General features: G+C 54.6%; 16 protein-coding genes. 2 read left to right on the top strand and 14 right to left on the bottom strand.

All coding sequences use genetic code 11. From position 1 onward, the window contains the following. Window positions 1–147 precede the first annotated feature (147 nt). A complete protein-coding gene (locus tag RGB73_RS06380; RefSeq protein WP_310770167.1) occupies window positions 148–1,164 on the top strand; it encodes an LLM class flavin-dependent oxidoreductase in 1,017 nt (338 codons plus the stop codon). Window positions 1,165–1,238: 74 nt separating this feature from the next. On the opposite strand, the gene RGB73_RS06375 is transcribed toward RGB73_RS06380, so the two are convergent. The 4 genes from RGB73_RS06375 to RGB73_RS06360 all read right to left on the bottom strand — a co-directional run bounded on the left by RGB73_RS06375 (window position 1,239) and on the right by RGB73_RS06360 (window position 7,015). Further along, a complete protein-coding gene (locus RGB73_RS06375; RefSeq protein ID WP_310770165.1) occupies window positions 1,239–2,579 on the bottom strand; it encodes an LLM class flavin-dependent oxidoreductase in 1,341 nt (446 codons plus the stop codon). Window positions 2,580–2,824: 245 nt separating this feature from the next. Then, entirely contained in the window at window positions 2,825–3,844 is a 1,020-nt protein-coding gene (locus RGB73_RS06370) for a zinc-binding alcohol dehydrogenase family protein (RefSeq protein WP_310770163.1), read from the bottom strand. Window positions 3,845–3,861: 17 nt separating this feature from the next. Then, window positions 3,862–5,388, bottom strand: coding sequence for a tagaturonate reductase (locus tag RGB73_RS06365; protein ID WP_310770161.1), 1,527 nt, complete (start codon window positions 5,386–5,388; stop codon window positions 3,862–3,864). Window positions 5,389–5,401: 13 nt separating this feature from the next. After that, window positions 5,402–7,015, bottom strand: a complete 1,614-nt coding sequence (locus RGB73_RS06360) for a UxaA family hydrolase (RefSeq protein WP_310770159.1) — start codon at window positions 7,013–7,015, stop codon at window positions 5,402–5,404. Window positions 7,016–7,447: 432 nt separating this feature from the next. Here RGB73_RS06360 and RGB73_RS06355 point away from each other — a divergent pair, with 432 nt between their 5' ends. Further along, window positions 7,448–7,714, top strand: coding sequence for a KTSC domain-containing protein (locus tag RGB73_RS06355; protein ID WP_310770157.1), 267 nt, complete (start codon window positions 7,448–7,450; stop codon window positions 7,712–7,714). A 108-nt stretch (window positions 7,715–7,822) separates the two neighbouring features. On the opposite strand, the gene RGB73_RS06350 is transcribed toward RGB73_RS06355, so the two are convergent. From RGB73_RS06350 to RGB73_RS06305, 10 genes are all read right to left on the bottom strand, one after another. Then, a complete protein-coding gene (locus tag RGB73_RS06350) occupies window positions 7,823–8,569 on the bottom strand; it encodes an amino acid ABC transporter ATP-binding protein (RefSeq protein ID WP_310770155.1) in 747 nt (248 codons plus the stop codon). A 15-nt stretch (window positions 8,570–8,584) separates the two neighbouring features. Then, window positions 8,585–9,244 (bottom strand): amino acid ABC transporter permease, encoded by a 660-nt coding sequence (locus tag RGB73_RS06345; protein WP_310770153.1) that lies wholly within the window; start codon window positions 9,242–9,244, stop codon window positions 8,585–8,587. A 106-nt stretch (window positions 9,245–9,350) separates the two neighbouring features. After that, entirely contained in the window at window positions 9,351–10,127 is a 777-nt protein-coding gene (locus RGB73_RS06340) for an amino acid ABC transporter substrate-binding protein (RefSeq protein WP_310770152.1), read from the bottom strand. Window positions 10,128–10,332: 205 nt separating this feature from the next. Beyond that, window positions 10,333–15,462, bottom strand: coding sequence for a collagen binding domain-containing protein (locus tag RGB73_RS06335; protein ID WP_310770150.1), 5,130 nt, complete (start codon window positions 15,460–15,462; stop codon window positions 10,333–10,335). Between the two features lie 47 nt (window positions 15,463–15,509). Then, window positions 15,510–16,118, bottom strand: coding sequence for a class D sortase (locus RGB73_RS06330; protein WP_396136175.1), 609 nt, complete (start codon window positions 16,116–16,118; stop codon window positions 15,510–15,512). 362 nt (window positions 16,119–16,480) lie between these two features. After that, a complete protein-coding gene (locus RGB73_RS06325) occupies window positions 16,481–17,569 on the bottom strand; it encodes an ankyrin repeat domain-containing protein (protein WP_310770148.1) in 1,089 nt (362 codons plus the stop codon). Between the two features lie 241 nt (window positions 17,570–17,810). Next, entirely contained in the window at window positions 17,811–20,018 is a 2,208-nt protein-coding gene (locus RGB73_RS06320; protein WP_310770146.1) for a helix-turn-helix domain-containing protein, read from the bottom strand. A gap of 113 nt (window positions 20,019–20,131) precedes the next feature. Then, window positions 20,132–21,673 (bottom strand): class I adenylate-forming enzyme family protein, encoded by a 1,542-nt coding sequence (locus RGB73_RS06315; protein WP_310770144.1) that lies wholly within the window; start codon window positions 21,671–21,673, stop codon window positions 20,132–20,134. Window positions 21,674–21,690: 17 nt separating this feature from the next. Then, window positions 21,691–22,875, bottom strand: coding sequence for an acetyl-CoA C-acetyltransferase (locus tag RGB73_RS06310; RefSeq protein WP_310770142.1), 1,185 nt, complete (start codon window positions 22,873–22,875; stop codon window positions 21,691–21,693). Next, on the bottom strand, window positions 22,865–23,737 hold the full coding sequence (locus tag RGB73_RS06305; protein WP_310770140.1) for a fumarylacetoacetate hydrolase family protein: 873 nt from the start codon (window positions 23,735–23,737) through the stop codon (window positions 22,865–22,867). Before RGB73_RS06305 ends, RGB73_RS06310 begins: the two co-directional genes overlap by 11 nt. Window positions 23,738–23,742 lie beyond the last annotated feature (5 nt).

The raw sequence follows: 23,742 nt of genomic DNA, 5'->3' as shown, positions 1-23,742 counted from the left end.
ACTAAGAAATTAAGACATAAAAGCAGAACACACGTTACCGATCAACTCCATCAACCAATCGCTGACTGGATCACCAGAAGCCCCTGAGAAAGCATCCTTTCCACGGGGCTTTTTGCGTACATTTTCCATGACGAGGAGAGAAAAACTGTGGCGCTGACACTGAGTATCTTGGATCAAACACCGATACAGGAAGGAGAGACGGCCGCACAAGCTTTCCAGCATACGATTCAACTGGCGCAGATCGCGGAGAAACTGGGCTATCACCGCTACTGGGTCTCCGAGCATCACGACCTGGACCACGTCGTCGGGTCTTCGCCCGAAGTTCTCATCTCCCATCTGCTGGCCAAGACCGAGCGCATCCGGATCGGCTCCGGGGGCGTGATGCTCCAGCACTACAGCCCGTACAAGGTAGCGGAGAACTTCCATGTACTCGCCTCGCTGGCACCCGGACGAGTCGATCTGGGCATCGGCCGCGCGCCGGGAGGATTGCCCCTTTCTACGCGGGCATTGCAGCAAGGAAACGCGACCGCTTCCCCCTCTCTCGAAGAAAAGCTCACCGAGCTGGAGAAGTTTTTAAGCAACAATCTGGAGCCGGAGCATGCTCTCTACGGCTTAAAAGCAATTCCGATCCCGCCCCAGCCCGCCGAGCTGTACCTTTTGGGCACGAGCATCGCAAGCGCCGAGCTGGCTGCCGAGCGGGGAGTCCCATACGTGTTCGCCCAGTTCATCAACAACGAGGAAGAGATCGGCATCGCGGCGATCGAGACGTACCGAAAGAAGTTCGCCACAGGCAAACAGCCAAGGCCCGAAGCCATCCTGGCCATTTCCGTGATCGTGGCAGATACCGAAGAGGAAGCGCGAAGGCTCGCCGCCGAAAACGAGCTGGCCAAAATTCATCTGGCCAGCGGCAAAACGATCACGGTGAACAGCCTGAAAAAGGCGGAGGAATTTGGAAAGCACACCACAGAGGCGTTCACGATCGAGGTGAAGGAGCCGAATATTCTCTTTGGCTCCAAGGAAGCCGTCCGGGAAAAGCTGCTGGCCACGCAGCAGAGGTACCAGGTGGACGAATTTATCATCACCACGCCGGTCAAGCATTTCCCCAAGCGGATTCGTTCCTACGAGCTGCTGGTCGAAGCCTTTTCGGAGCTGCCGATTGTCTGACAAGCATCTGCCAATGAGAAAAGCTGTCCCCTTCGCTTCGTCGATGGGAACAGCTTTTTTGCTTGCCGCTGCCTTTATACAAGCGCCTGCCTGGCCTTAGCCGTGTAACGGTTTTCCGGAAAAGGCAGCCCCAAATGCCCGCGCAGCGTGTCCGCTTCATACTCCGTGCGGAACAGTCCGCGTTCCTGCAAAAGGGGCACGACCTGCTCGATGAAATCATGCAGGGCATGGGGGATGCTCGAACTGACAATGAATCCGTCCGCCCCCCGCTCCTCGAACCATTCCTGGGCCATGTCCGCCACCTTCTGGGGCGTCCCCATGAACAGCGGGCGTGGCGTCGCCTCCTGCAGCGCGACCTGCCGCAGCGTCAGGTTGTTTTTCTTGGCGTCCCGCTTGATGCGCTCAGTCGTGCTCTGGAAGCTGTTTTTGCCTACGTCTCCCAGGTCGGGGAACGGCTCGTCGAGAGGGTAGACGGAAAAATCGTGATGATCGTAATACCTTCCAAGATAGGCGAGCGCCTGCTCCACCGAGACCAGATTCGCCAGCTCCTGGTACTTTTGCTCCGCCTCTTCCTCTGTCTGTCCAATGATCGGCGCTATCCCCGGCAGAATCAGCAGCTCGTCGGGGTTACGCCCTGCCGCTTCCGCCCTGCTCTTGACGTCCTGGTAAAACTGCCGGGCGTCCGCCAGCGTCACATGTCCGGTGAAGATGGCATCCGCCGACTGGGCCGCGAAGCTTTTGCCCGCCTCCGACGAGCCTGCCTGGAAGATGACGGGATGGCCTTGCCGCGAGCGGCTGATGTTCAGCGGCCCTTGCACGGAGAAAAACTCGCCTTTGTGATGGAGAGCGTGCATTTTTTTCGGGTCGAAAAAGACACCCGTCTCCTTATCCCGGATGAAGGCATCGTCTTCCCAGGAATCCCACAGCCCTTTGGCCACCTGCAAATACTCAGCCGCGATGCGGTAGCGCTTGGCGTGGTCGGGATGCTCGTCGATGGTCTTGCCGTAATTGAGGGCTGAGCCCTCCAGTGGCGACGTGACGACGTTCCATCCGGCGCGCCCCCCGCTGATGTGGTCGAGGGATGCGAGCTGCCTGGAGACCGTAAACGGCTCGCTGTACGAAGTGGAGACGGTACCGACGAGGCCGATGCGGGAGGTGACCGCTGCCAGCGCCGACAAGATCGTCAGCGGCTCGAACCGGTTCAGGAAGTGGGGAATCGATTTTTCGTTGATGAACAACCCGTCCGCGATGAACACAAAATCAAACTTGCCCGCTTCCGCCCTCTGCGCCTGCCTAGTATAAAAGCCGAAGTCGATGCTCGCGTCCGGCTGCGCCTCAGGGTGCCTCCAGCCTGCGATATGTCCGCCGACGCCGTGGATAAACGCGCCGAGCTTCATTTTCCTGATTTTGGCCACTGAATGACTCCTCCTTTTGTCGATCCGCGAAAATTGGAAAGCCTCGCTACGCCATGCTTTTTGGCGGAGCCGCGGCTGCCTCTATCCTGGATAGGAATTTTATCAATTCCGATCTGTACGAAAAAGGCTCCCTCCAATTGCGTCTGCGAGTGGCGACTGCAAAGAAAAGGGAGCCTTCAGCTGTCTGATCGGCTGGTTTTGCTTTTAGTTTAATTTTTATATTCCGATCGGTCAAGTGAGATTTGCTACTCCAGTGTGATCATCGATTTGATCACGCCGCGATGGGGCCCAATCAGCTCCCGGTGCTCTTTGGCAAAGCGCTCGAACGGGATCGTTTCCGATATGTACGCGGTGGAATCGATCTTCCCTTCGTTCATGCACCCGATGACGTATTCGAAGTCTTCGAGCGTCGCATTGCGGCTGCCCATCAGCGTGAGCTCCTTGGCGTGAAAGTCGGAATCCGAAAAGGCGATTTGCTCTTTTACCAGCCCTACGTATACGAGAGTACCCCCGTGCGCGACGAAATCAAAGGCCCCTGTCATGGAATGCTTGTTGCCCGTGGCGTCGAATACGACTGTCGGCAGGTCATGTCCATTCCGCTCCAGAATGCGCTCCTTGGGCTCCCGGGAAGCCGATATGATCTCGTCGCATCCGCTCCATCTCTGACAAAAGGCGAGCCGCTCCTCGCTCATGTCCATCGCGATGACCTTTGCCCCCTGGAGCTTGGCAAAACGTGCGACCCCCAGCCCGATCGGACCGGCCCCGATGACCAGAACCGTCTCGCCGGCCTGAATCCGCGCGCGCCTGACCGCATGCGCCCCGATGCAGAGCGGCTCCACGATCGCCGCTTCCTCCCAGGACAGATGGGGAACAGGCAGTACATGAGTGGCGGGTACGACGATCGACTCCCGCATGCCCCCGTCGATATGGACTCCAAGGACGCGCATCTGCGTGCAGCAGTTTGTCTTTCCGCTCCGGCAAGAGATGCATGTGCCGCAGTGCATGTACGGGATGATGGACACGCGATCCCCCGCTTTGACATTCGTGACAGCCGCTCCGACCTGTGCGATTTCGCCTGACAGCTCATGACCGAGCACGCGGGGGTAAACGAAAAACGGCTGATTCCCTCCGAAAGCGTGGATGTCCGTGCCGCAGATGCCAATCCGCTTGATGTTTACCAATACCTCATGCTCACCTGGAGCAGCGGGTGCAGCCGTGTCGATCAGCTCCATCTTCCCCGGTTCCTGACATACGATTGTCTTCATCTTCCATTCTCCTTCCGCTATGAAAAACCGATTTCCCGCAAGGTCTGGCGAACACCGCCCTGCATGATCCCCTCTGCATATCGGGTCACGCTTTCGCCGAGTCCGGGGATGCGGTTCAAGTCCTCGCCCCAGATCTCCGTCATCCCCAAAAAGCCCTTCGCAATTCCGGACAGGTCCGCACTCGGTCCATCCGCTTGCTGCCAGCTCTCAAACAGGGCAGCCGTCCACTTTGCCTGATCGCGAATCTCGTATTCGCCTTGGCCTTGCCGTGTGCCGAAATACCGTTCTCCTTCGAACCTCGTACCCCGGTAAAAAACGAGCAGTGCCGCAAGCCCGAAGACCAGCGCCTGAGGCAGCGCCTCTTTTTCCTTCTGGTAGGCGGCCAGGCTCGGCAAGAGTCGCGCCTTGCATTTGGACAGCCCATTCAGGCTGATGTCGAGCAGCCGATGCTGCAAATACGGATTCGCAAAGCGCTCCAGCACGTCACGGATGTACCTGTCCGCTCGCTCGCGGTTTTCCGCCTGCAGCGACTCCTTGATTTCCTCTGTCATGGCATGCAGCAAATAGGCGCGAAGCTGGGGATCCTCAACCGCCTCCCTGACCGTATCGACTCCCGCCAGAAAGGCCACCGAGGCCAGCAGCGTGTGCGGACCGTTCAACAGCCTGACTTTTCGTTCCCGGTACGAGTCGATGCGGTCGAAGTAGACGTTCAGCCCCGCCTTTTGAAGCGGCAGCTCATCCGCCAAGCCCTCCGGCCCTTCGATGACGAACAGATGGTACGGCTCGCAGACGGCCAGGAGCTCGTCCCGATAGCCGAGCCTCTCTGCCCACGATTCTTCTTCGCCGTGCGGAAAGCCTGTCACGATCCGGTCCACCAGCGTATTGCAAAACGCGCACGCTTCCTCCATCCACGCCAAAAAGGAGTCGGGCAGCCCCCAATGCGCAGCGACCTGTTCGCACAAACCCTTCAATACGGCGCCATTGTCCTCGACCAGCTCGCAAGGCAGGATGATCCAGCCCGCTTCCTCCGCCCCGCCGAAATGCAGGAAACGGTGGTACAGGAGCGCCACCAGCTTCCCCGGATAAGACAGCGGCGATTTCTCCGGTTCATAGTCCTCTTCGCTCCATTGCAGTCCGGCCTCGGTCGTGTTGGAAAAGACGAAGCGAATCTCACGCGACTCGGCAGCCTTCAGCACCTCCGCCCAATTCTCGTACGGATTGATTCCTCTGCTGATGGCGCTGATCAGCTCGACTCGCTCTGCCGGCTCGCCGTTCTCCACCCCGCGCTGCACCAGCGTGTAAAGACCGTCCTGGCGATTGAGCTTGGGTACGACTTTGCCTCTGGGCGTTGGCTGGATGGCGACGGCTCGCCCTTGGAAATGTCCGCTTTGGTTCATCCTTTGCAGCATCCAGTCGATGAAGCCGCGCATGAAGTTGCCTTCTCCGATTTGCAGGACGCGTTCGGGAAATCCCCCCGCTCCGGGATCTCCTGCCGCCGAATCCAGCCACTTCCCGTTTAGCTGCGGAGCCTGATTGTGATTCATCCTTGTACACCCCCTACAGCGTCACGCCGTCTTTGAAGATCGCAATCTCCTTGTAGCCGTGCAGCTCGTTTTTCGTGCGAACGCGCCCGGATGCGAGCTCGATGACGTACTCGAAAAAGTCTGCCGACACTTCCTCCATCGTGGCTCCCTGCACCAGTTGGCCCGCGTTGTAATCGATCCAGTTTTTCTTGCGTTCGTACAACGCCGTATGGGTCGACATTTTCACCGTCGGGACAGGCCCGCCGAAAGGAGTCCCGCGCCCCGTCGTGAACAGGACGATCTGGCAGCCTGACGCCGCCAAGGCTGTGACGGACACCAGATCGTTCCCCGGCCCTTGCAAGAGAGAGAGGCCGCTGCTGCGCACTCGGTCGCCGTATTGCAGCACGTCGTCCACCCGGCCGAAGCCGCCTTTTTGCACACAGCCCAGCGACTTCTCCTCGAGCGTCGTGATGCCGCCTTTTTTGTTGCCCGGGGAAGGATTTTCATAGATCGGCTGTTCGTTTTTGGCGAAGTACTGCTTGAAATCATTGATCAGGTCGACGATTTGGCTGTACACCCGCTCGTCCTTTGCCCGTTCCATCAAAATCGTCTCCGCCCCGAACATTTCCGGAACCTCCGTCAGCACCGTCGCTCCTCCGAGCGAAATCAGCCGATCAGAGAACGCACCGACCAGCGGATTCGCCGTAATGCCCGACAATCCGTCCGAGCCGCCGCACTTCAGACCGACCTTTAGCTTGGATACGGGCACTTCCTGCCGCTGGAACTGCCCCGCGTAGGCGATGAGCTCTTCGATCAGCTCGATCCCCTGCTCCAGCTCGTCCTCTACCTGCTGGACGGCGAGGAATTTGACCCGGTCGGCGTGATACGGCCCGATCGCTTCCTTGAACAGCTCGATGTAGTTGTTTTCGCAGCCGAGGCCGAGCACGAGGACACCGCCCGCATTCGGATGGTGCACGAGGTCGGCCAGGATTTTTTGCGTGTAGACCAGGTCATCTCCGAGCTGGGAGCAGCCGAACGGATGGGGGAAATGGAAAACGCCGTCGACGTTTTCATGCCGGCATGCCTGATTGGCCATCTTCGCCAGCTGCTCCGCCACCTTGTTGATGCAGCCCACCGTGTTTACGATCCAGATTTCGTTGCGAACCCCGACATCGCCGTTTTCCCGCACGTAGCCAGCGAATGTCCGGCTGTCCTTTTTCGCGTGCGGATAGATGTCCGTCGGCACCGGCTTGTACGTGTACGCCAGCTCCCCGTCCAGATTGGTTTTCACATTGTGACTGTGCACCCATTGCCCGCTCTCAATGTCTGCGGTCGCATGCCCGATGGGAAAACCGTACTTGACGATGTCTTCCCCCTCAGGAATGAAGCAGTTGGCCATTTTGTGGCCGCTCGGTATGTCCTCTTTTGCCGTGACGGATGCCCCGCCCAGCTCGATCGTCTCCCCTTTGCTCACGTCTCGCAGGCAAATCCACACGTTATCCGCTTTGTTGATCTGGATGAAGCCTTGTCTGGTTTCTCCCACCCATTCCACCTCATTTACGTTTACGTTCGATCTGGAGACAGCGCCATCGGAAGCGTGCTTGATCACAGCTTTTTCCGACTCAAGCTGCCTCGCATACATTTTCATTCCGGAACAACCTTTGCTCGTATGCTAGGCCGGTTCCTTCCATTGGTGTGCCAGTTGAGCCACAGGTCCGCCCGGTCGGTCTAGGAGCCTTCTTAATTTGTAAGCGTTTGCTTCTGTCTGATCAGCGAGCCCACCCAACACCCTCATATGCGGAAATACGGTTTTATAAACCGATTTAGTAAATCGTTTTAGCTAAAGTATAAATGACATTTATCCTCGAAATCAAGCGAATTTTCCAAAAGGTCCAACGCTGCCCTTCGAGTAAAAATTCCTTTCGGCTTGAGAGCCCATCGCTGCATTGACAAGACTTTCGTATGTAAGATAGATTTAAATTCTGCATGATTTTACACGATACGACAGCATTCTACAAAACTCTTCATCGGGAGATTTCTGCGATCCCCATGAAGATCAGGCAAAAGGAGTTACTAGAAAGTGAGATCGATCATCCGTCAGCTTTTTTCGCGCCCCGCTTCGGAAGCAACGGAGCCCGCCTACAAAGAACTGGATTCGCGACTGATCCAATCCACCCGCTACGATTTTCACACACAGCATCTGTATATCCGCTTCCGCGACGGCAGCGAAATGGTGTACTGCCGTGTCCCCCCTTACGCTTACAACGCCTTTTTGAATGCCGATTCGTTCAGCGAGCATTTTCACGCATTCATCAGCCAGCGATACCTGCACTACCCTGTCATGTAAAAACGGCCAAAGCAAGAGCCCTCCCGGTAAAATAGCCGAGGAGGGCTTTGAACTTGTCAGCTGTTCATTTGCGGTGCCGGCTTCCATCTCATTGCTTCACTGGCCAGCCTATTTCAATGCCCGGTGCAAAAACGCCTTCGTCCGTTCAAACTGCGGGTGTTCGAACAATTGGTCCGGCGTCCCTGCCTCGATGACTTCGCCGTTGTCCATGAACATGACCTTGCCCGCTACTTCTCGCGCGAACCCCATTTCATGTGTCACGACCATCATCGTCATATGCTCCCGGGCGAGCTGCTTGATGACCTGCAGCACCTCTCCCGTCAGCTCGGGATCGAGAGCCGAGGTCGGTTCATCGAACAGCAAAATGTCCGGGTTCATCATCAACGCCCGGGCAATCGCCACGCGCTGCTTTTGACCGCCCGAGAGCTTGGCCGGGTAGTGGTCCGCTTTCTCTGCCAGTCCGACTTTGTCCAGGAGCTCAGCGCTTCTTCGACGGACCGCCTCGTCCGGCTCCCCTTTCACGACCCGCGGAGCCAGCTCGAGATTCTCTCTGACCGTCAAGTGGGGAAAAAGGTTGAAATGCTGAAATACCATCCCCATTTTGGCGGTGATTTGCTTGATCTTTTGCGGACTTGCGTACACCCCGTCACGGACGAGATCGTCGTCCTGCACACGGATGCTGCCGCCGTTCACCTGCTCGAGATAGACCAGGCTGCGGAGCATTGTGCTTTTTCCGGAGCCGGAGGGACCGATGACCGCTACCACGTCGTTTTTGTTGACGTCAAAGCTGACATCTTTCAGTACATCCAGCGGGCCAAACGACTTCTTCAGATGGGAAACTTGTATGATCGCCATTCTCGCCAATCCTTTTTACTCGTATTTAAAACGTTTTTCCAGCCACTTGAAAAATAAGGTCAACAGGAGGGTCATCAGCAAGTAAATCACACCGGCGATGAAAAACGGAACGATCGTAAAATCGCGGTTTACAGCCGTCTCCGCGTAGTGCAGCAGCTCAGGCACGGCTACCGCATACAGCAGCGCCGTGTCTTTCACGAGTGTAATCGACTCGTTCGCCACAGCGGGCAACGCGATGCGAAACATTTGCGGCAGGACGATCTTCGTCGTCGTTTGCCATTTGCTGAAGCCAAGCACTTCGGCCGCTTCGTACTGGCCTTTGTCGATCGCCAGCAAGCCGCCGCGGAAAATCTCGGCAAAGTACGCGGCGTAGTTGAGGATAAAGCCGATGCACGCCGCTACAAACCGGTCGAACACCAGGTACTCCCCGACGAACGGAAGCATCGGCAGCCCGAAGCAAATAAACAGCAATTGCAGCAAGAGCGGCGTGCCACGCATGACGTAAACGTACGCATGGGCAAGCCAGGCGAGCGCCTTGATGCTGCTTTTCGCCATGAGTGTGATGAGAAAGCCAAGCGGGATCGACACCACGATCGCGATGAGAAACAGCAGGACTGTCATCTCTGCGCCTTCCAGCATCGGCTTGGTGATGGTAAGGATATACTCTAGACTCATACTTGAATGCTCCTAGGATAAAAATTCTATTGAATCGGAGAAACAAACGCGGCTTCGCCGTGTGTCCGGCGAAGCCTGTGCTGCCCGACGAAGCCCGTCGGCGCGATTACTTCAATACCCGATCCTCGCCAAACCATTTTTCCGAAATTTTCGCCGCGGTGCCGTCCTGGTTCATTGCATCCAGCGCTTTTTGCAGCTCATTCAGCAAAGCTTCCTTGCCCTTCTTCACTCCGATGCCGTACTCTTCCGGCGCCAGAGACTCGTCCAGCAATTTGAAGGTGCCCTTGTCTTTGGCCATGTAGTAGTCCGCTACGACCTGGTCGATGACGACTGCATCCACGCGGCCGATTTTCAGATCGCTCAGGGCGAGCACGTTGTCCGGATACTCGGTGATCGATTTGACGCTGCTTTTCACAGCGCTGGCATTCAAGGCGTCGGCAGCCGAGGACAGCTTTTGCAGCCCGACGGTTTTGCCGGACAGGTCATCCAGCTTGGCGATGTTCGAGTTTGCCATGGTCACGATCACTTGCGCGTTTTTCAAATAAGGCTTGGTGAACAGCACTTTTTGTTTTCGTTCATCCGTAATCGTATAGCCATTCCAGATCAAATCGATCCGGCCGCTGTTCAGCTCAGATTCTTTGGCGCTCCAGTCGATCGGCTGGAAGACAGCCTCTTTTCCCATTTTTTCCGCAGCAGCCCGCGCGTAGTCAATATCGAAGCCTACCAGCTCATTCTTTTCATCTCGAAAGCCCATCGGCGCAAACTTGTCGTCAATCCCGATGACCAATTGCTTGCCGTCCCCACCATTAGAGGCGCTGGAACAGCCAACGATCAGCGACAGCATCGTCGCAAAGAGAACAGAAATAGCGGCAAATCTTTTCATGATGATCCCCCTAGATCTTTGTTTACTCTGGTAAAGTGGTAACACGTTAACAAGTTCTCATGATAGCACATCATCAGAGAAGAGTCGAGGAAGTTTAGCAAATTTAAACATTGCAATCTGTTCCATTTGTGTGGAGAGCTTCCTGCCATTCGGCGATGGACGAAAAAAGAGGACGATGCCGAAAATGGCCATCGTCCTTTTGGTCTTACGCTCTTTGTTTTTTGCGGGAAAGCAGAATAGTGATTCCGACCAGGATCGAGGCGATTCCGGCATAGAGTGTGCCTGCGCTCGCTTCCTCCCCAGTCTTGGGCAAAACTGCTCCGGATGGGGCAGCTTGGTCCGCTTGCTCCATGACATCCCCGTTGTTGTTGGCTTGGTTGGACTGATCGGCATCTACCGCACCGGAAGGATTGCCGGAGCCCGCAGCAGGATTGGTTTGGCCTGCATTGGCATTGTCGGTCGGTCCTTGGGTGCTGCCTTGACCTGGAATGGTCGGTGTAACAGGGACAGTCGGTTGAACAGGCGTACCCGTTCCACCCGTGCTGGATCCGCCTGTACTCGATCCACCTGTGCTTCCAGGCTGCGTCGGTTTGGCAGGCTTGTCAGGCTTGTCCGATTTGTCTCTGTCTGGCTTGTCATCATCGGAACCGCCGCCGCCGTTGTCTCCGCCGCCGCCGTTATCTCCGCCGCCGCCGTTGTCTCCGCCGCCGCCGTTGTCTCCGCCGCCGCCGTTGTCTCCGCCGCCGCCGTTATCTCCGCCGCCGCCGTTGTCTCCGCCGCCGCCGTTGTCTCCGCCGCCGCCATTGTCTCCGCCGCCGCCGTTGTCTCCGCCGCCGCCGTTGTCTCCGCCGCCGCCGTTGTCTCCGCCGCCGCCGTTGTCTCCGCCGCCGCCGTTATCTCCGCCGCCGCCGTTGCCGCCGCCTCCTCCACCTGAGGATGCCACCTTGTTCTCAACTACTACTTCTTTAGTTTCTGTTTGACTTCTGATAATTTCGAATGGAACAGGCTCATTATTCTTGACGTATCCGGCTGGAGCTTTTGTCTCCACAAACTGGTACTTGCCCGGATTGAGTCCGCTAATCTCGAGCTCCCCGTTTTCATTCGTGACCAGTCCGGTCATCTCTTTGCCGTCTTTGTCTTTGATGATTTCGCCATTTTCATTTTCGAGAGAGAAAACAGCGCCTTTCAGCTTATGGTTCGGATAGCCCGCTCTCACCTTGATCAGCTTCACCGAGCCCGGGATCAGCTTGTTGGTGATCGTCAGCTTCAGCGTACCTTCCTCTGTAAGCTCGAATTCATAAGGGGCAGCCAGCTCGTAGTCAGCCAGCGTTTTCGTCTCGACGAAGCGATAAAGCCCCGCCTTTAGTTCATCTACGGACAGCTTGCCATCTAGTCCAGTCGCCCCTTGGTACACGACATTTCCTTTGGCATCCTCAAGATTGAACTCGACGCCTGCCAATGGTTCACCCGAGTAGTGATCGACCTTCAGCAGCTCGACAGCTCCGACATTGATCTTGTTTTCGATGTCCTGCTTCAAAATCTGCGTCTGGTTCGCTGCGATCATGAATTCAATCGGCGTGCTATCAAGCTTGTACCCTTTCGGCGCTTTCGTTTCCGTCAGGAGGTACTTGCCGGGCTTGAGATCTCCCTTGGAAACCTTCCCGTTCGCATCCGACGTCAGTACCGCTACATCCTCTAGGGAACCGTCTCCGTTCTCATACTGCAGCTGGAAGACCGCACCTGCGAGTGGAACCGCATGATCGGCCGCATCGACTTTCGTAAACTCAAAGCCTTGACGCAGCAGCTTGTTGCCTATCGTGAGGCCGCATTCAGGAAGCGGTGCAGCTTCCCCATCGGAAGAGGCTGGTGCTGCGCAGCCGACGATTCCGGCAGCCGGATCAGACGCCGCTTCCTTCAACGTGATCTTTTTCCCGGCCAGGTAGTCAGGATCGATCACATATCCGTCAGGAGCCGCCACTTCCTTCAGAATGTACGTCTTGAGCTTCAGATTCTCGAAAAGCGCTACGCCATTGTTGTCCGTTTCCACTTCTTTGATCAAGGTTTTGCCTGACTTGTCGTACAAGGCGAAAACTGCACCTGGCAATGTCGTCGCCGGATTGTCGGCGTCGACTTTGACCACCTTCAGATTGCCGGACGGGGTCGCTCCGCCTCCTCCAGCTCCGGACAGGATGACGCGAATTCCTTCATTGCCGTTTTCATCGCGTCCCGTTACGGTGACGCCGTGGAAGGAGGCAGCATTCGTGATGGTCTCGCCGTGGTTTGCATTAATAAACGTTTTGTACTCCAGGATGTACGCCCGGCTCAGTTCCTTCTTGAACGTCAGGGTAAAGGTGTTATCCTTTACCACCAAGGTGTAATCGGAGCTGTCCACTTCCGCCCCTTTGGTTAGAGCCCCGTTTGCATTCACGTTCGTCGAATAGAGCTTGAACGAGTCCGCAATGAGGAGCTGTTTATCAGGCGTATCGGTCAGTACGGCTCCCGCACCGATGGCAGACTGGCTGGGGTTGATCGTCACTGTCCAGAAAGCGAATTCCTCATCCTCAAGGGTGCCCTGTTTGCCCGACTTGAGAATGTACTTGCCGCCGTAAGTCGGTTTGATGGTCGCAGAGCCTTGGTACAACGGCGTGCCCGTTGGCTCTCCGTTATGCAAGGTCGCGTTGTTCTTGTATTCGTCCAGCACGTCATAGCCTTCGAGGCTCGTCTTATACGTGATGCGATAAGCCTTGGTGATATTGCCTAGCTCCAGGATGAAGCCGTCGCCATCCGCGTTTTGGATTTTTTCAAAGCGCTTCGGCTGGATCGGATCCCCGACGGTTTTTACTCCGTTGGCCCCGCCTGTCAGCTCGAGTTCATTCACGGTCAACGATTCGTCCAGAAAAGTCTGATCGCCTGAATACACATCTTGAATCACCGCGTTTTCGATCTCATACAGATTGTAGTTGATGTCAATGGTCCACGTGATGATCTTCTTCTCGGCGTCATACCAGCCTGTTTTGTTTCCGTTGTTCGTGGTATAGCTGTCCGGAGTGACCGAAGCCGTTTTGACGAGCGTATGCCCTACGCTCTTATGGTCGTCCCACGTCAGCGTGGCATCGTTCGTGTAGTTTTTGGGACGATCCGGAATGCGAGGATCAAAGGAAGTGCTGTAGGTGATTTCATAGGAGCCCGATATCGTTCCCTTGAACGCAAGGGTAAACCCTTCATTGTCCGCATCCGCTGTAACGGTATAATCGTCACCTTTTTTCAGCCCGGGAATGTTCAAGCTGTCCGGCAAGAACTTCAATCCCTGCTTTTCGAACCGGTCTTTGATGACGACATTGCTCATGTCCCAAGGACCTGAGGGAGCGTCCATGTTCAGGCTCATCCGCCAGTCGATCGTCTTGCTCGCGTAGTCGATCTTGTTTACGTTTTTCGCGAAAATGTTCTCCTGAATCTTTCTCTCCCAGGTCACTGTCGCCTGATTGTACATTTTCACTTCGTTTGCGATCGTGGCATTCGCGTAGACGCGGTCTTTTGGCTTGGTCTGATAGGTGATTTCATAGGCGTTGTCGATGCCGCCAGAAGCGGTAAACTCCAGGCGGAAGCCATTTCCTTGGTTATCCAGGGTGTAGTCGGTCCCAAGAGCAAGCTCGTTTCCGACTCGAGTCCCTTTCCCGTCGTCGCCGATCGTCACTTGATAGACTTTCAAAGAGCTCTCAATCAGCTCCTGGCTGTCATCAAAAGTGTCCTCGATCCATGCGTTGCCAAGATCCAGATGCTGCTCGTTGTAATTGTAGTAGATCGCCCAATCGATCGTTTGGGTTGTGGAATTGTAACCCTTCGAATCTTTTGCCAATGGCTTGCTGTATTTGGCGGGGATACTCGCCGTATCCTGCCACGGCTGGGACAGATCGTCTGACGTGACCGTCGCTTTGTTGGCAAAGCTCTGGTCGGTCTTGTCCGTGATGCTTGTCGTGTACGTCACCCGGTAGGCGCTGTCGATGTCGCCGAATGGAATGGTAAAGCCGTTGGCATCCGTCAGCTCCTCGGGTGTCTTGCTCACCGTGCCCGCTTCCTTGACCGAGCCATCCAGTTGGACCTCGAGCGCGGTTACCTTGACGGAATTCAGATCCAGCTTCAAGCCAGCCGGCAACTCATCCCGAAAGACCGCATTCTTGATCGATTTTTCTCCCGGGTTGAAATCCACGGTCCAGTCAATCGTTCCGGGATTCATGCTCTTGTCCGCTTTGCCGTTCTTCTCGATGTCGCCGGTATTTTTGCCTTGGAAGTGCACTTGAATGGGCGCGATTCCGTCCAGTCCAAATTCGATTTTCTGCTTCGTGCCTCCCTCGAATTTGCTTTCGTCAAATTGACGCCAGACATAGAAATTGCCCTCAACTTCCGTTCCATCGTCAATGGACTCGTTGAAAGTGAGCGTGACTGTCCCGTCCCTTGTCACTTCGTAGGTCCCTACGTCGCCATCCAAGGTGCCTTCCTCCAGCTTCGCCAGTTCAAACTTGTCCGGCAGCTCGAAGGTAAAGGTGGCGCCGTTTGAATAGCTGTGCCCCCCAGGGAGCTTCCATGTGAAATCAATCTGCACGCGTGATCCTTGCTCCGGGCGGAACTCTTCGATGCTGGTGCCATTCTCGCCCTTCATGACCACGCTGGTGATGATGTTTTCTTTGATGATAGTCTCTTCCGGGTCTGGAACAACCGGTGGGGGTTCGGGCAAGGGTTCCGTAGGAGGTGTGACTACGCCCCCATCTGGTGGCGTCGTTCCTCCGTCTGGTGGCGTCGTTCCTCCATCTGGTGGCGTCGTTCCTCCATCTGGTGGCGTCGTTCCTCCATCTGGTGGCGTCGTTCCTCCGTCTGGTGGCGTCGTTCCTCCGTCCGGATTCGTTCCTCCGTCTGGTGGCGTCGTTCCTCCGTCCGGATTCGTTCCTCCGTCTGGTGGCGTCGTTCCTCCGTCCGGATTCGTTCCTCCGTCTGGATTCGTTCCTCCATCCGGATTCGTTCCTCCGTCTGGATTCGTTCCTCCATCCGGATTCGTTCCTCCGTCCGGATTCGTTCCTCCATCCGGATTCGTTCCTCCGTCCGGATTCGTTCCTCCATCCGGATTCGTTCCTCCGTCTGGATTCGTTCCTCCATCCGGATTCGTCCCTCCGTCCGTATCGGTACCACCATCAGTCGTCCCCGAACCGTCTCCGGGAACGACATCACCATTCGTGACTTCCGTCTGCCCGGTCGTTTCGGCGTGAACGGCCGAAGCCATCCCGAAAAAGCTGTGGATAATCAGCATGAATGCCACAGCTATACTCCAATATTTCCTTTGCATACACTCCTCCTGAACTCTTTAAACTACTTCATTCCATCAAAGGGCTGTCAACCGAGTCTTTTCAGCCTCGCTTGTACGATAAGCCGATCTGTCGGATTCTTCTTGCCAATGGGAGTACAGGTAACCAGCGTGAGCAAAGGCTCCTTCTGATCGGCCAGGACCTCTACTTTCGTTCGGTCCACCACAAAAGCTTTGGTGACAACAAATACATATCGTCCGGTTTTCGTTTCGATCTCGATCTCGTCATTCGGCGCGAGCTCATCCAGCCGATTGAACTGCTTTCCGTAGGTGACAGCACGATGTCCTGCCAACCCGACGTTGTTTTTTCCAATTTCCTTTTCCGGTTCAATCATGCCTACGCCTTTGCGAAGAGCTGACTCGTCCGAACCTTCGAAAATCATCATGTTCAGATCGATCTTGGGGATCCGGATCACTCCCCTCGCGCCGTCGAGCAGTTCGACAGCGTCTTGCTGCACGTTTGCCGGTTCAGCATGAGGCGGCTCAGCTTCGTCGATTTTCCTGCCTACATCGCTCAGCTGCTCGAAAGCCTCGATCAACTGTTCCTGCTTGTGGTCGGCAGCTTTCTTTTCCAACTGGGGATACATCAGGAGCAGCAAGCCTGCCAGGATAAAACCGGCGCCCCAAAGCATGCGCAACTTCCTATCCCCTTCCTGCGTCGTTTTTCCGTCTCATCTTCCCCCTTTTCTGTGCTGGCTGAATAGGAACGGGGATTTCTTCTGTCACTGTTGCAAGGCTTTTTCGGTCGAATCGATTACAGATAAAAAATGCCCCAAATGATCATACTCTTCCGATCTATACAAAATCTGAACAAGCAGGCAAAAAAAAGAAGAAAGCCTGATCGGCGCTCGTTTTGCGCTTCCAGGCCCCCTTGCGCTGTTCTTGGAAACTCCGCTTTCTTTCCATTCTATCTCCCCCACCGCACTCCCAAACTTGTCCGTATGTGAGAGACGATCGATTCCCGCAGGGAGACCTGCCCCCCGCTCTTTGTTTATCGGCATCAGGTGGATACTCCTTCTTCTCCCTCGAGGATCTTCTGCAAATAAACGCCGGGATGAGCGAGGAATTCGGCGAACGGACACAGATCGCCATATTCCTCATGCTCCTCATCGTAATAGCCGATGCACTTGGCTTTCGGATTCCAGACAATGACGATCGAGGAATAGTTGTCGACCTCCGCTGACAATCGCAGCAACTTTCGCCGCCCCGCCTTCATTTCTACCGTATCGGTCAACGAAAAGAACTGCACGTAGTCGACCTCGCACTCATTGTTTGGCAGTTCGAGACACAGATCGCTTCCCGACAAGAAGGCGATCAACTCCGGCGGCAGCTTGTAGCTCCGCAGCGCGTGCAGCTTGTTCTCCCGATCGTGGAAAGCGGGCGGCTCGACAGATCTCAAAAAGTCGGCCATCTCTGCATGCTTGCCGCTCACCGCAATCGTATAGGCCCGCTCTCCGCCTTTTTCCGTCTGAGTCACATCGGCGCCGCGTTGGACCAAATATTTGACCATGGCCAGATCGCCATTTCTCGCCGCAACCGTCAGCGGAGTAGCTTGATACGGATATACTTGATCCGTGGCGTTGAAGTTGATGTCAGCCCCGTGATCCAACATCCATGCGACGGTCTGCAGATCACGCCTGTCCACGGCGGTCCTCAGCGCATACCCGCCATGCTTCCGGATGTCGAGCCCGAGCTCATGGATGAGCGGAATGTTCGCCTTGTTGCCGTAATACGCCTGGCTATACGCATTCGATTTCACCCTGTTGCGTGCGTCCAGCCTCGCTCCCTGCGAAGCGACAAACCGAACCGTCTCTTCGTCGCAATAGCGGACCGCGATCAAAAAGGCTGGCTCCTCCCGGTCATTCAGATTGGCTCCATGCTCGATCAACAGCTTTACGACCGGCAGCTGTTCGGCCAGAAGCGCGAGATGCAAAGGACTCACCGAGGTATACCGGCTCAGCTCGATTTGCTGCTCCATGTCCCAACCCTGTGCAAGCGCTTCACGAAGTGCCGCGACATCTCCTTCATAGATTTGCAAAGCACGTTCAGGCAGTGTTTCAAACCTGCCGACATCCTTCAGCTTGATCATGTGACTCCACCTTTCGGAAGTTTCCCTTCTTCTCCCAGATTACCGATTTATCCTGGAGGTTCCAAGAACATTCCGCGACCGCAAAAGAAAAACCTCGCCAAAGGCGAGGCCTGAAAAAGGTTGTTAACAGTGTACATATAGTATTTCCGGATCTTGGATCGTTTACACACAATTCGTGCTTCTCATGCCGACTTTTTGAGAATCCCTGCTGATTTTGCATGATTTTTCCCCCCTGCCCTGCTCACAATCGATAAAAATCGTGCAGTTTGTAGGCCAGCATCAGATTAAACCGTTCTTCCGCGTCCTCCAGGTCCACCTTCAGAAGCTCACTGATCCGTTCCAGCCTGTACTTTAACGAGCTTCGGTGAATAAAGAGATGTTCGGAGGTATCTTTCAGATTGCCGTTCATCACCAAGTAAGCCCGCAGCGTATCGAACAATTCTTTTCCTTTCCCCTTGCCGTATTTCAACAATGGCCCCAGGTAATTGTCAATAAACAGTTCTGCGATCATCGGGTCCTGCAGGTTGCTCAAGACGATATAGGACCCCAGGCTGTCAAAGTCGATGAATCCCTTGTGCTGAAAACGGCTTTCCGCTATTTTCAAAGCCTGCAAAGCTTCTTTATAGCACCGGTAAAAATCATCGATTTTTTGCGTGCTGGAACTGATGCCTATGTAAATTTTCCCTCGTTTTTCATGGGAAAGCGTGATCTTTTTGAGTTGATGATACACCCGTTCCCAATCGAGCTGCTCCTCCCTGCCCTTCTGGTCTTGGACAATCAGGATGAACAGCCCTTCCTTGCGTGAAGCCACGATGCCTGGGTAGTGCCGGGACAAATGCTCGCGAAAGCGCTCCCAGATCAAGGTCTTCTTTGCTTCGATTTCCATGAGGTCCGATTCTTTCTCCATGCTTTCTGCAAAGGAAAAAGATATAATGGCCACCTTATGCGGCTCGAACACATTCAGCTTAAACAGATTGGCGTACTGGATGACCCGCTCTTTATCCTGTATGTGCGGGACAAACAGCTGGTTCAAAAAGCTTTCCTTTACCTGATCCTTCGCATCCAGGATCAGCTTTTGCTTGATAAACTGCGTGGCATACACATTGAGAGCATGGTTCAATGTCATGTGAAGCACGGCATCGACGTCATCCTTTTGGATCTGGATGCCCAAATATCCGAGCAGCTCTCCCCCGCCCCGTATGGGAAAAAGGCCAAGCTCACGCCCATCCTCTGCCGAGAACCATAGTTCCATGCCGCTGCTCTTGCGAATGGCCTTGTTCTCCGCCGCTGCCTTTTGAGCCATAGATTGAATCACATGGTCGGGAGCGTCAATCGGAGCAAAAACCATCGGGCGCACAAATCGATCGAACAAGATGACAGTTCGTTCCATCATTTGCGAAAGCGATGACGTAATTTCTTGAAAGCCTTCTCCTACCAGCGTTTGCTTGACCAGCTCCTTCTGGTGTTCCATGAATTTTGCCAAGCGCGATTTGCTTTCCTGTTCATTCTTGTACAGTCTTGCGTTTTCAATCAAAACGGAGACGTGGGAAGATATCAGGTAAAGCAATTCGGCATCCTCTTCGGTAAAACGCTGGTGCTGCTTCTTCCAAACATGCAGTACACCGACCGTCTTGAGATGGACAATGAGAGGAACGGTAATTTCGCTGTCTCCGTGCCGATCCAAATAAGGGAAGTATTCATGCAGGCGATAGTTGTGTTCGACTTTTATCACCGTTGGCAGATTCACTGTGCCATAAGCTACCGGGTGAAGGACAAAGCAGCCCTTGGCCTCATCATACAGATAGATGCAGGCCGCTTCCGCTTCCGTCCCTTTTCCCGCTCGTTCGACTGCGCTTCCGACCAGCTTCTCCAAGGAGGAGCCGAGGTATACATTCTCTTGCAGCCATGCCATTCCTTCCATTTTCTTCTTTTCTTTTTGTTTATTCATCGCAAGGCCGATCGCCGAAACGATATCTTTCCCGAATTCCACGAACAATTTGTTCGCGTCTTCAAACAAAGGGACAAAGCTGCGAAACCCGATTAAGCAAACGCCGTAACTGTCCGAATCCTGTTCCTTGATCGGGACCGTAAACCACGTCGCAAATCTTTCAGCCTCGATGCTTTCGTAAAAAGGGCAGCGTTCGTCCGCTTTGATTATATCGTAGCACCATACAGGGCTTTCCAAAAACCGAGACGAGCAGCCTGTGCGGTTTAGCGGAAAAATGGCTTCGAAAGAGTCCCCTTTTCCTTTCGCTACTTTTTTGTATAGACGTTCTCCTTCCAGCAAAATAATGGAGACATAATCGCAGGAGAACTGCTTCCAAAAAGAATTCACCAAGAAAAGGAGGGTCTCGTCCAATGTATCGAATTGTATTAATTGTCTGGCAGTTTTTCGCAAGTGGGTGTTGAGCCGTTCAACCAAGGCACTTTGCTTTTTGTCGTCTACCACTTGATCCCCTCCATTCTATTCGCGCATTCTTATATCCATTATAACCCCTTGCAAGAAAAAAGCGCCTCTATTGTCCCTCCTGCAAAGGAAGAGAGATTTCGGCGCATGTACAATTACACAGATTCCATTAATACATCCTTCAGCTTCGTCTTCTGAATTTTCCCGCTGGCCGTGGTCGGTATTTCGTCTACGAACACCACTTTGCTCGGAAGCTTATAGCTGGCAAATTGGGGCCTTAAAAATTCGATGATCTCCTCCAGCGTGGAAGCCGCTTCTGCTTTGAGCTGGACGGCCGCGCAGACTATCTCCCCCATGACGGGATCCGGAAGCCCGAGAATTGCCGCTTCCCTTACTTTCGGATGCCTGCGCAGGACGTCCTCTATTTCCTGCGGATAAATATTAAATCCGCCTCGGATAATCATCTCTTTTTTGCGTCCCGCAAAACGGATATACCCCTCTTCATCCATGGTCCCCAGGTCTCCCGTATAGTACCATCCGTCCTTGTCTATCGCCTGTACCGTTTGTTCGGGAAGCTGGTAATATCCCTTCATCAGCCCAAAGCCTCTGCAGGCGATTTCCCCGATGACGCCTGAAGATACTGCCTCTCTCTGTTCATTGACAATCCGAATCTCGACCCCGTCAATCGCCTTTCCTACCGTTTCCAGCACGTGCGGACCTTGCGCATCATACGGCGTAAGCGTGACGCTCCCCGTCTCTGTGGTTCCAAAGGAAACGCACAGATTCATCCCCATCCGTTCACGAACCGCTTTGATCGTTTCGGGAGGGCAAAGGGAGGCTCCCGTAATCCCTGTTCGCAGGGAAGACAGATCATAGGCGGCAAAATCCGGATGCTGCAGCTCCATGGTAAGCATCGTCGGAACGGCATGATGAACGGTTGCTTTTTCCTGCTCGATCAACTGGAGGGCCTTCTCCGGATGATATTTGTCCAGCAACACCATTTTCGACTGGTAATAGACAGCAGACATCAGATTGCAAGACATCCCGAACACATGGAAAAGCGGAGAAACGATGATGAACACATCATCCTCGTGGCATTTCAGGCTTTCGCCAATGGCCATTCCGGATTGAACCACGCTTCGATGCGTGATCATGACCCCTTTCGGCGAGCCTGTCGTTCCCGATGTGTAAAGGATGCAGAAAATGTCGTGGGCGGGATCGGGAATGACCGAAGGAAAAGCTGTTCGATACTCTTTCGCCATCAACTCGGAAAAGGACGGATACCCCTGTTTTTCATACCGTACGGTGACGACTGTTTCCACAAGAGATGTGGCGCCTTCAAATCCTGCTTTCTCAAATTCTTCGCTGACAAAAACCACTTTTGCTCCGGAGTTGGCCAGGATGTATTGCACTTCGTGGGCACGGTACTTGGGATTGAAGGGAACGAGGATCGCCCCTACTTTGGCGATGGCAAAAAACAATTCGACTGTCTCGTGCCAGTTGGGCAAAGAGACCCCCACGCGATCCCCCTCCCTGATTCCCAAAGAGACCAGTGCGGAAGCCAGTTGATGCACTTCTTTTTGCAGTTCGCCGTACGTCAGTCTGCGGGCAAGATCATAGATCGCTTCTTTTGTCGGTGTTCGTTCGGCTGCCTTTTCCAAAAGCTGCGAAACAGACAAAACTCGTTCCAGCGCCATTTTCCGGGTACCCCTTTCTACAGTCTTTCCCATACAGCTGCAATGCCCTGACCTCCACCAATGCACAGCGCGGAAGCACCGTATTTTTTCCCTCTTCGGCCCAATTCATATAAGAGCGACAAAGAGATTCGTGCTCCCGAGGCAGCCAAAGGGTGCCCCAAAGCGACAGCGCCGCCGTTTACATTGCCGATCGCAGGGTCAAAATCCAGCTCCTTTTGACAGGCCAGATACTGCGCCGAGAAGGCTTCGTTTATCTCGACCAAATCGAGATCGGCGATTGACATCCCAGCCTTCCGCAGCGCCTCCCTGATTGCGGGAACAGGACCAATCCCCATCAATGTAGGCTCCACACCGGCAACTGCCCAGGAGACAAGCCGGCCGATTGGACGCCATCCGCGTTTCTGCGCGTAATCGGCAGACGTGACGACGAGCGCCGCTGCGCCATCGTTGATTCCGCTCGAGTTTCCGGGCGTGACAAGGCCGTCTCTTTTGAACTTGGACGCCGCTAGCGCAGACAGCTTCTCCAAGCTTGTTTTCCGCGGATGCTCATCCGTGTCGACTACTCTGCTTTCCTTTCGTTCGTGAACCGTCACCGGGACGATCTCTTCCCGGAAGTAGCCTTTTTCGATGGCTTTCAACGCTTTCTCATGACTGGACAAAGCGTGCCGGTCCAGCTCCTCTCGGGTGAATCCGTGAAGCTCAGCCAGATTTTCAGCCGTCGTGGTCATAAAGCATTCTCCATGCGTGTCGTACAGCGCTTCATACAGGTAATCTCTCATTGGATTTTCAAACAACGGGATTCCCCAGCGGGCTCCCCGAATGACATGCGGAATCTGGCTCATATTTTCTGTTCCGCCCGCCAAAGCAACCTCGGACTCACCTGTCATGATCATCCGCGCCGCTTGGGTGACCGCTTCCAGGCCGGAACCGCATAAGCGGTTGACTGTCAATGCAGGCACTTCCAGGGGCACTCCCGCTTTCAGGCCGACATGGCGTGCGGCTAAAACGGCATCCGGACTCGACTGGATGACATTGCCAAAGATCACTTGATCAATCTCTTCCGGGTCAACCCTGGAGCGTGCCATGGCTTCTTTTGCCGCGAGCACTCCCAGCTCGATGGCGGAAATGTCTTTGAAGGAGCCCCCGAATTTGGCAAATGCCGTACGGGCTCCATCCAGAACCACGATTTCTTTACCCGTCATGACGCATTTCCCCTTTCACACGCTCAGACACGACCGGATTGGAAAACGATCCGATTTGATCGATGGCAATCGTGACGACATCGCCCTGTTTGATCGGGGCGACCCCCTCCGGCGTCCCCGTCGCGATGATGTCACCCGGCTCCAAGGTCATGACATGCGAAAAAATCTCGACCAACTCCGCAATGCCGCAAATCATGTCTTTGCCATTCACCTTTTGTCTTTCTTCCCCGTTCACAGTCAGCACCATATCCAGCCGCTGCGGGTCCTTGATCTCTTCCGGCGTGACAATCCACGGTCCCATCGGTGTAAAGGTATCGAAGGATTTCCGCAGGCATCTTTCTTCTTCGTTTTGCTCATTCGGACGCAGTGTCACGTCATTCAGCCCCGTGTACCCGAAGATATAGTCATAGGCATCTTCCGCTTTTACGTTTTTTGCCGTTTTTCCGATGACGAAAGCCAGCTCCAGCTCATGGTCGAACCGTCGCCCCGCTTTGCTCGCCGGCAGCACGATCGAGTCCCCCGGTCCGATCAACGATGTATTCGCCTTGAGAAAAAAACCCAAACCGCGTGCCGTATTTTCTTCCTTCATTTCCTTTTGGTGCGCGATGTAGTTGACCGGAGCCGCGACAATTTTTCCCGGACGGGATACAGGATGGCGCAGGCGTACATCGTCGAGCGAGTGAGAAGGCATGTTCAAAACGTGCTTTTCAATCGCCTCCTTGAAGTGCTCATAGCGATGAATCAAGTCTACCATCGGGCAGAAATGGGCCGGCTTTCCGTCGGCTATCAACTCCCCGATCTCATAAATTTTGTCTTCGATCACCACACCCAGCTGAAAGTCGTTGAACAATGCGAATTTCATCGTTT

The sequence above is a fragment of the Brevibacillus brevis genome, from assembly GCF_031583145.1.
In the GTDB taxonomy this organism is placed as follows: domain Bacteria; phylum Bacillota; class Bacilli; order Brevibacillales; family Brevibacillaceae; genus Brevibacillus; species Brevibacillus brevis_E.
This window is presented reverse-complemented; position numbering and strand designations above follow the sequence as displayed.

Excerpts from the sequence above, each read along its gene's own strand:
- RGB73_RS06370 (WP_310770163.1), bottom strand. The coding sequence starts at position 3,844 with ATGAAGACAATCGTATGTCAGGAACCGGGGAAGATGGAGCTGATCGAC.
- RGB73_RS06340 (WP_310770152.1), bottom strand. The coding sequence starts at position 10,127 with ATGAAAAGATTTGCCGCTATTTCTGTTCTCTTTGCGACGATGCTGTCG.
- RGB73_RS06350 (WP_310770155.1), bottom strand. The coding sequence starts at position 8,569 with ATGGCGATCATACAAGTTTCCCATCTGAAGAAGTCGTTTGGCCCGCTG.
- RGB73_RS06335 (WP_310770150.1), bottom strand. The coding sequence starts at position 15,462 with ATGCAAAGGAAATATTGGAGTATAGCTGTGGCATTCATGCTGATTATC.
- RGB73_RS06325 (WP_310770148.1), bottom strand. The coding sequence starts at position 17,569 with ATGATCAAGCTGAAGGATGTCGGCAGGTTTGAAACACTGCCTGAACGT.
- RGB73_RS06345 (WP_310770153.1), bottom strand. The coding sequence starts at position 9,244 with ATGAGTCTAGAGTATATCCTTACCATCACCAAGCCGATGCTGGAAGGC.
- RGB73_RS06365 (WP_310770161.1), bottom strand. The coding sequence starts at position 5,388 with ATGAATCACAATCAGGCTCCGCAGCTAAACGGGAAGTGGCTGGATTCG.
- RGB73_RS06305 (WP_310770140.1), bottom strand. The coding sequence starts at position 23,737 with ATGAAATTCGCATTGTTCAACGACTTTCAGCTGGGTGTGGTGATCGAA.
- RGB73_RS06310 (WP_310770142.1), bottom strand. The coding sequence starts at position 22,875 with ATGACGGGTAAAGAAATCGTGGTTCTGGATGGAGCCCGTACGGCATTT.
- RGB73_RS06315 (WP_310770144.1), bottom strand. The coding sequence starts at position 21,673 with ATGGCGCTGGAACGAGTTTTGTCTGTTTCGCAGCTTTTGGAAAAGGCA.
- RGB73_RS06360 (WP_310770159.1), bottom strand. The coding sequence starts at position 7,015 with ATGAAAATGTATGCGAGGCAGCTTGAGTCGGAAAAAGCTGTGATCAAG.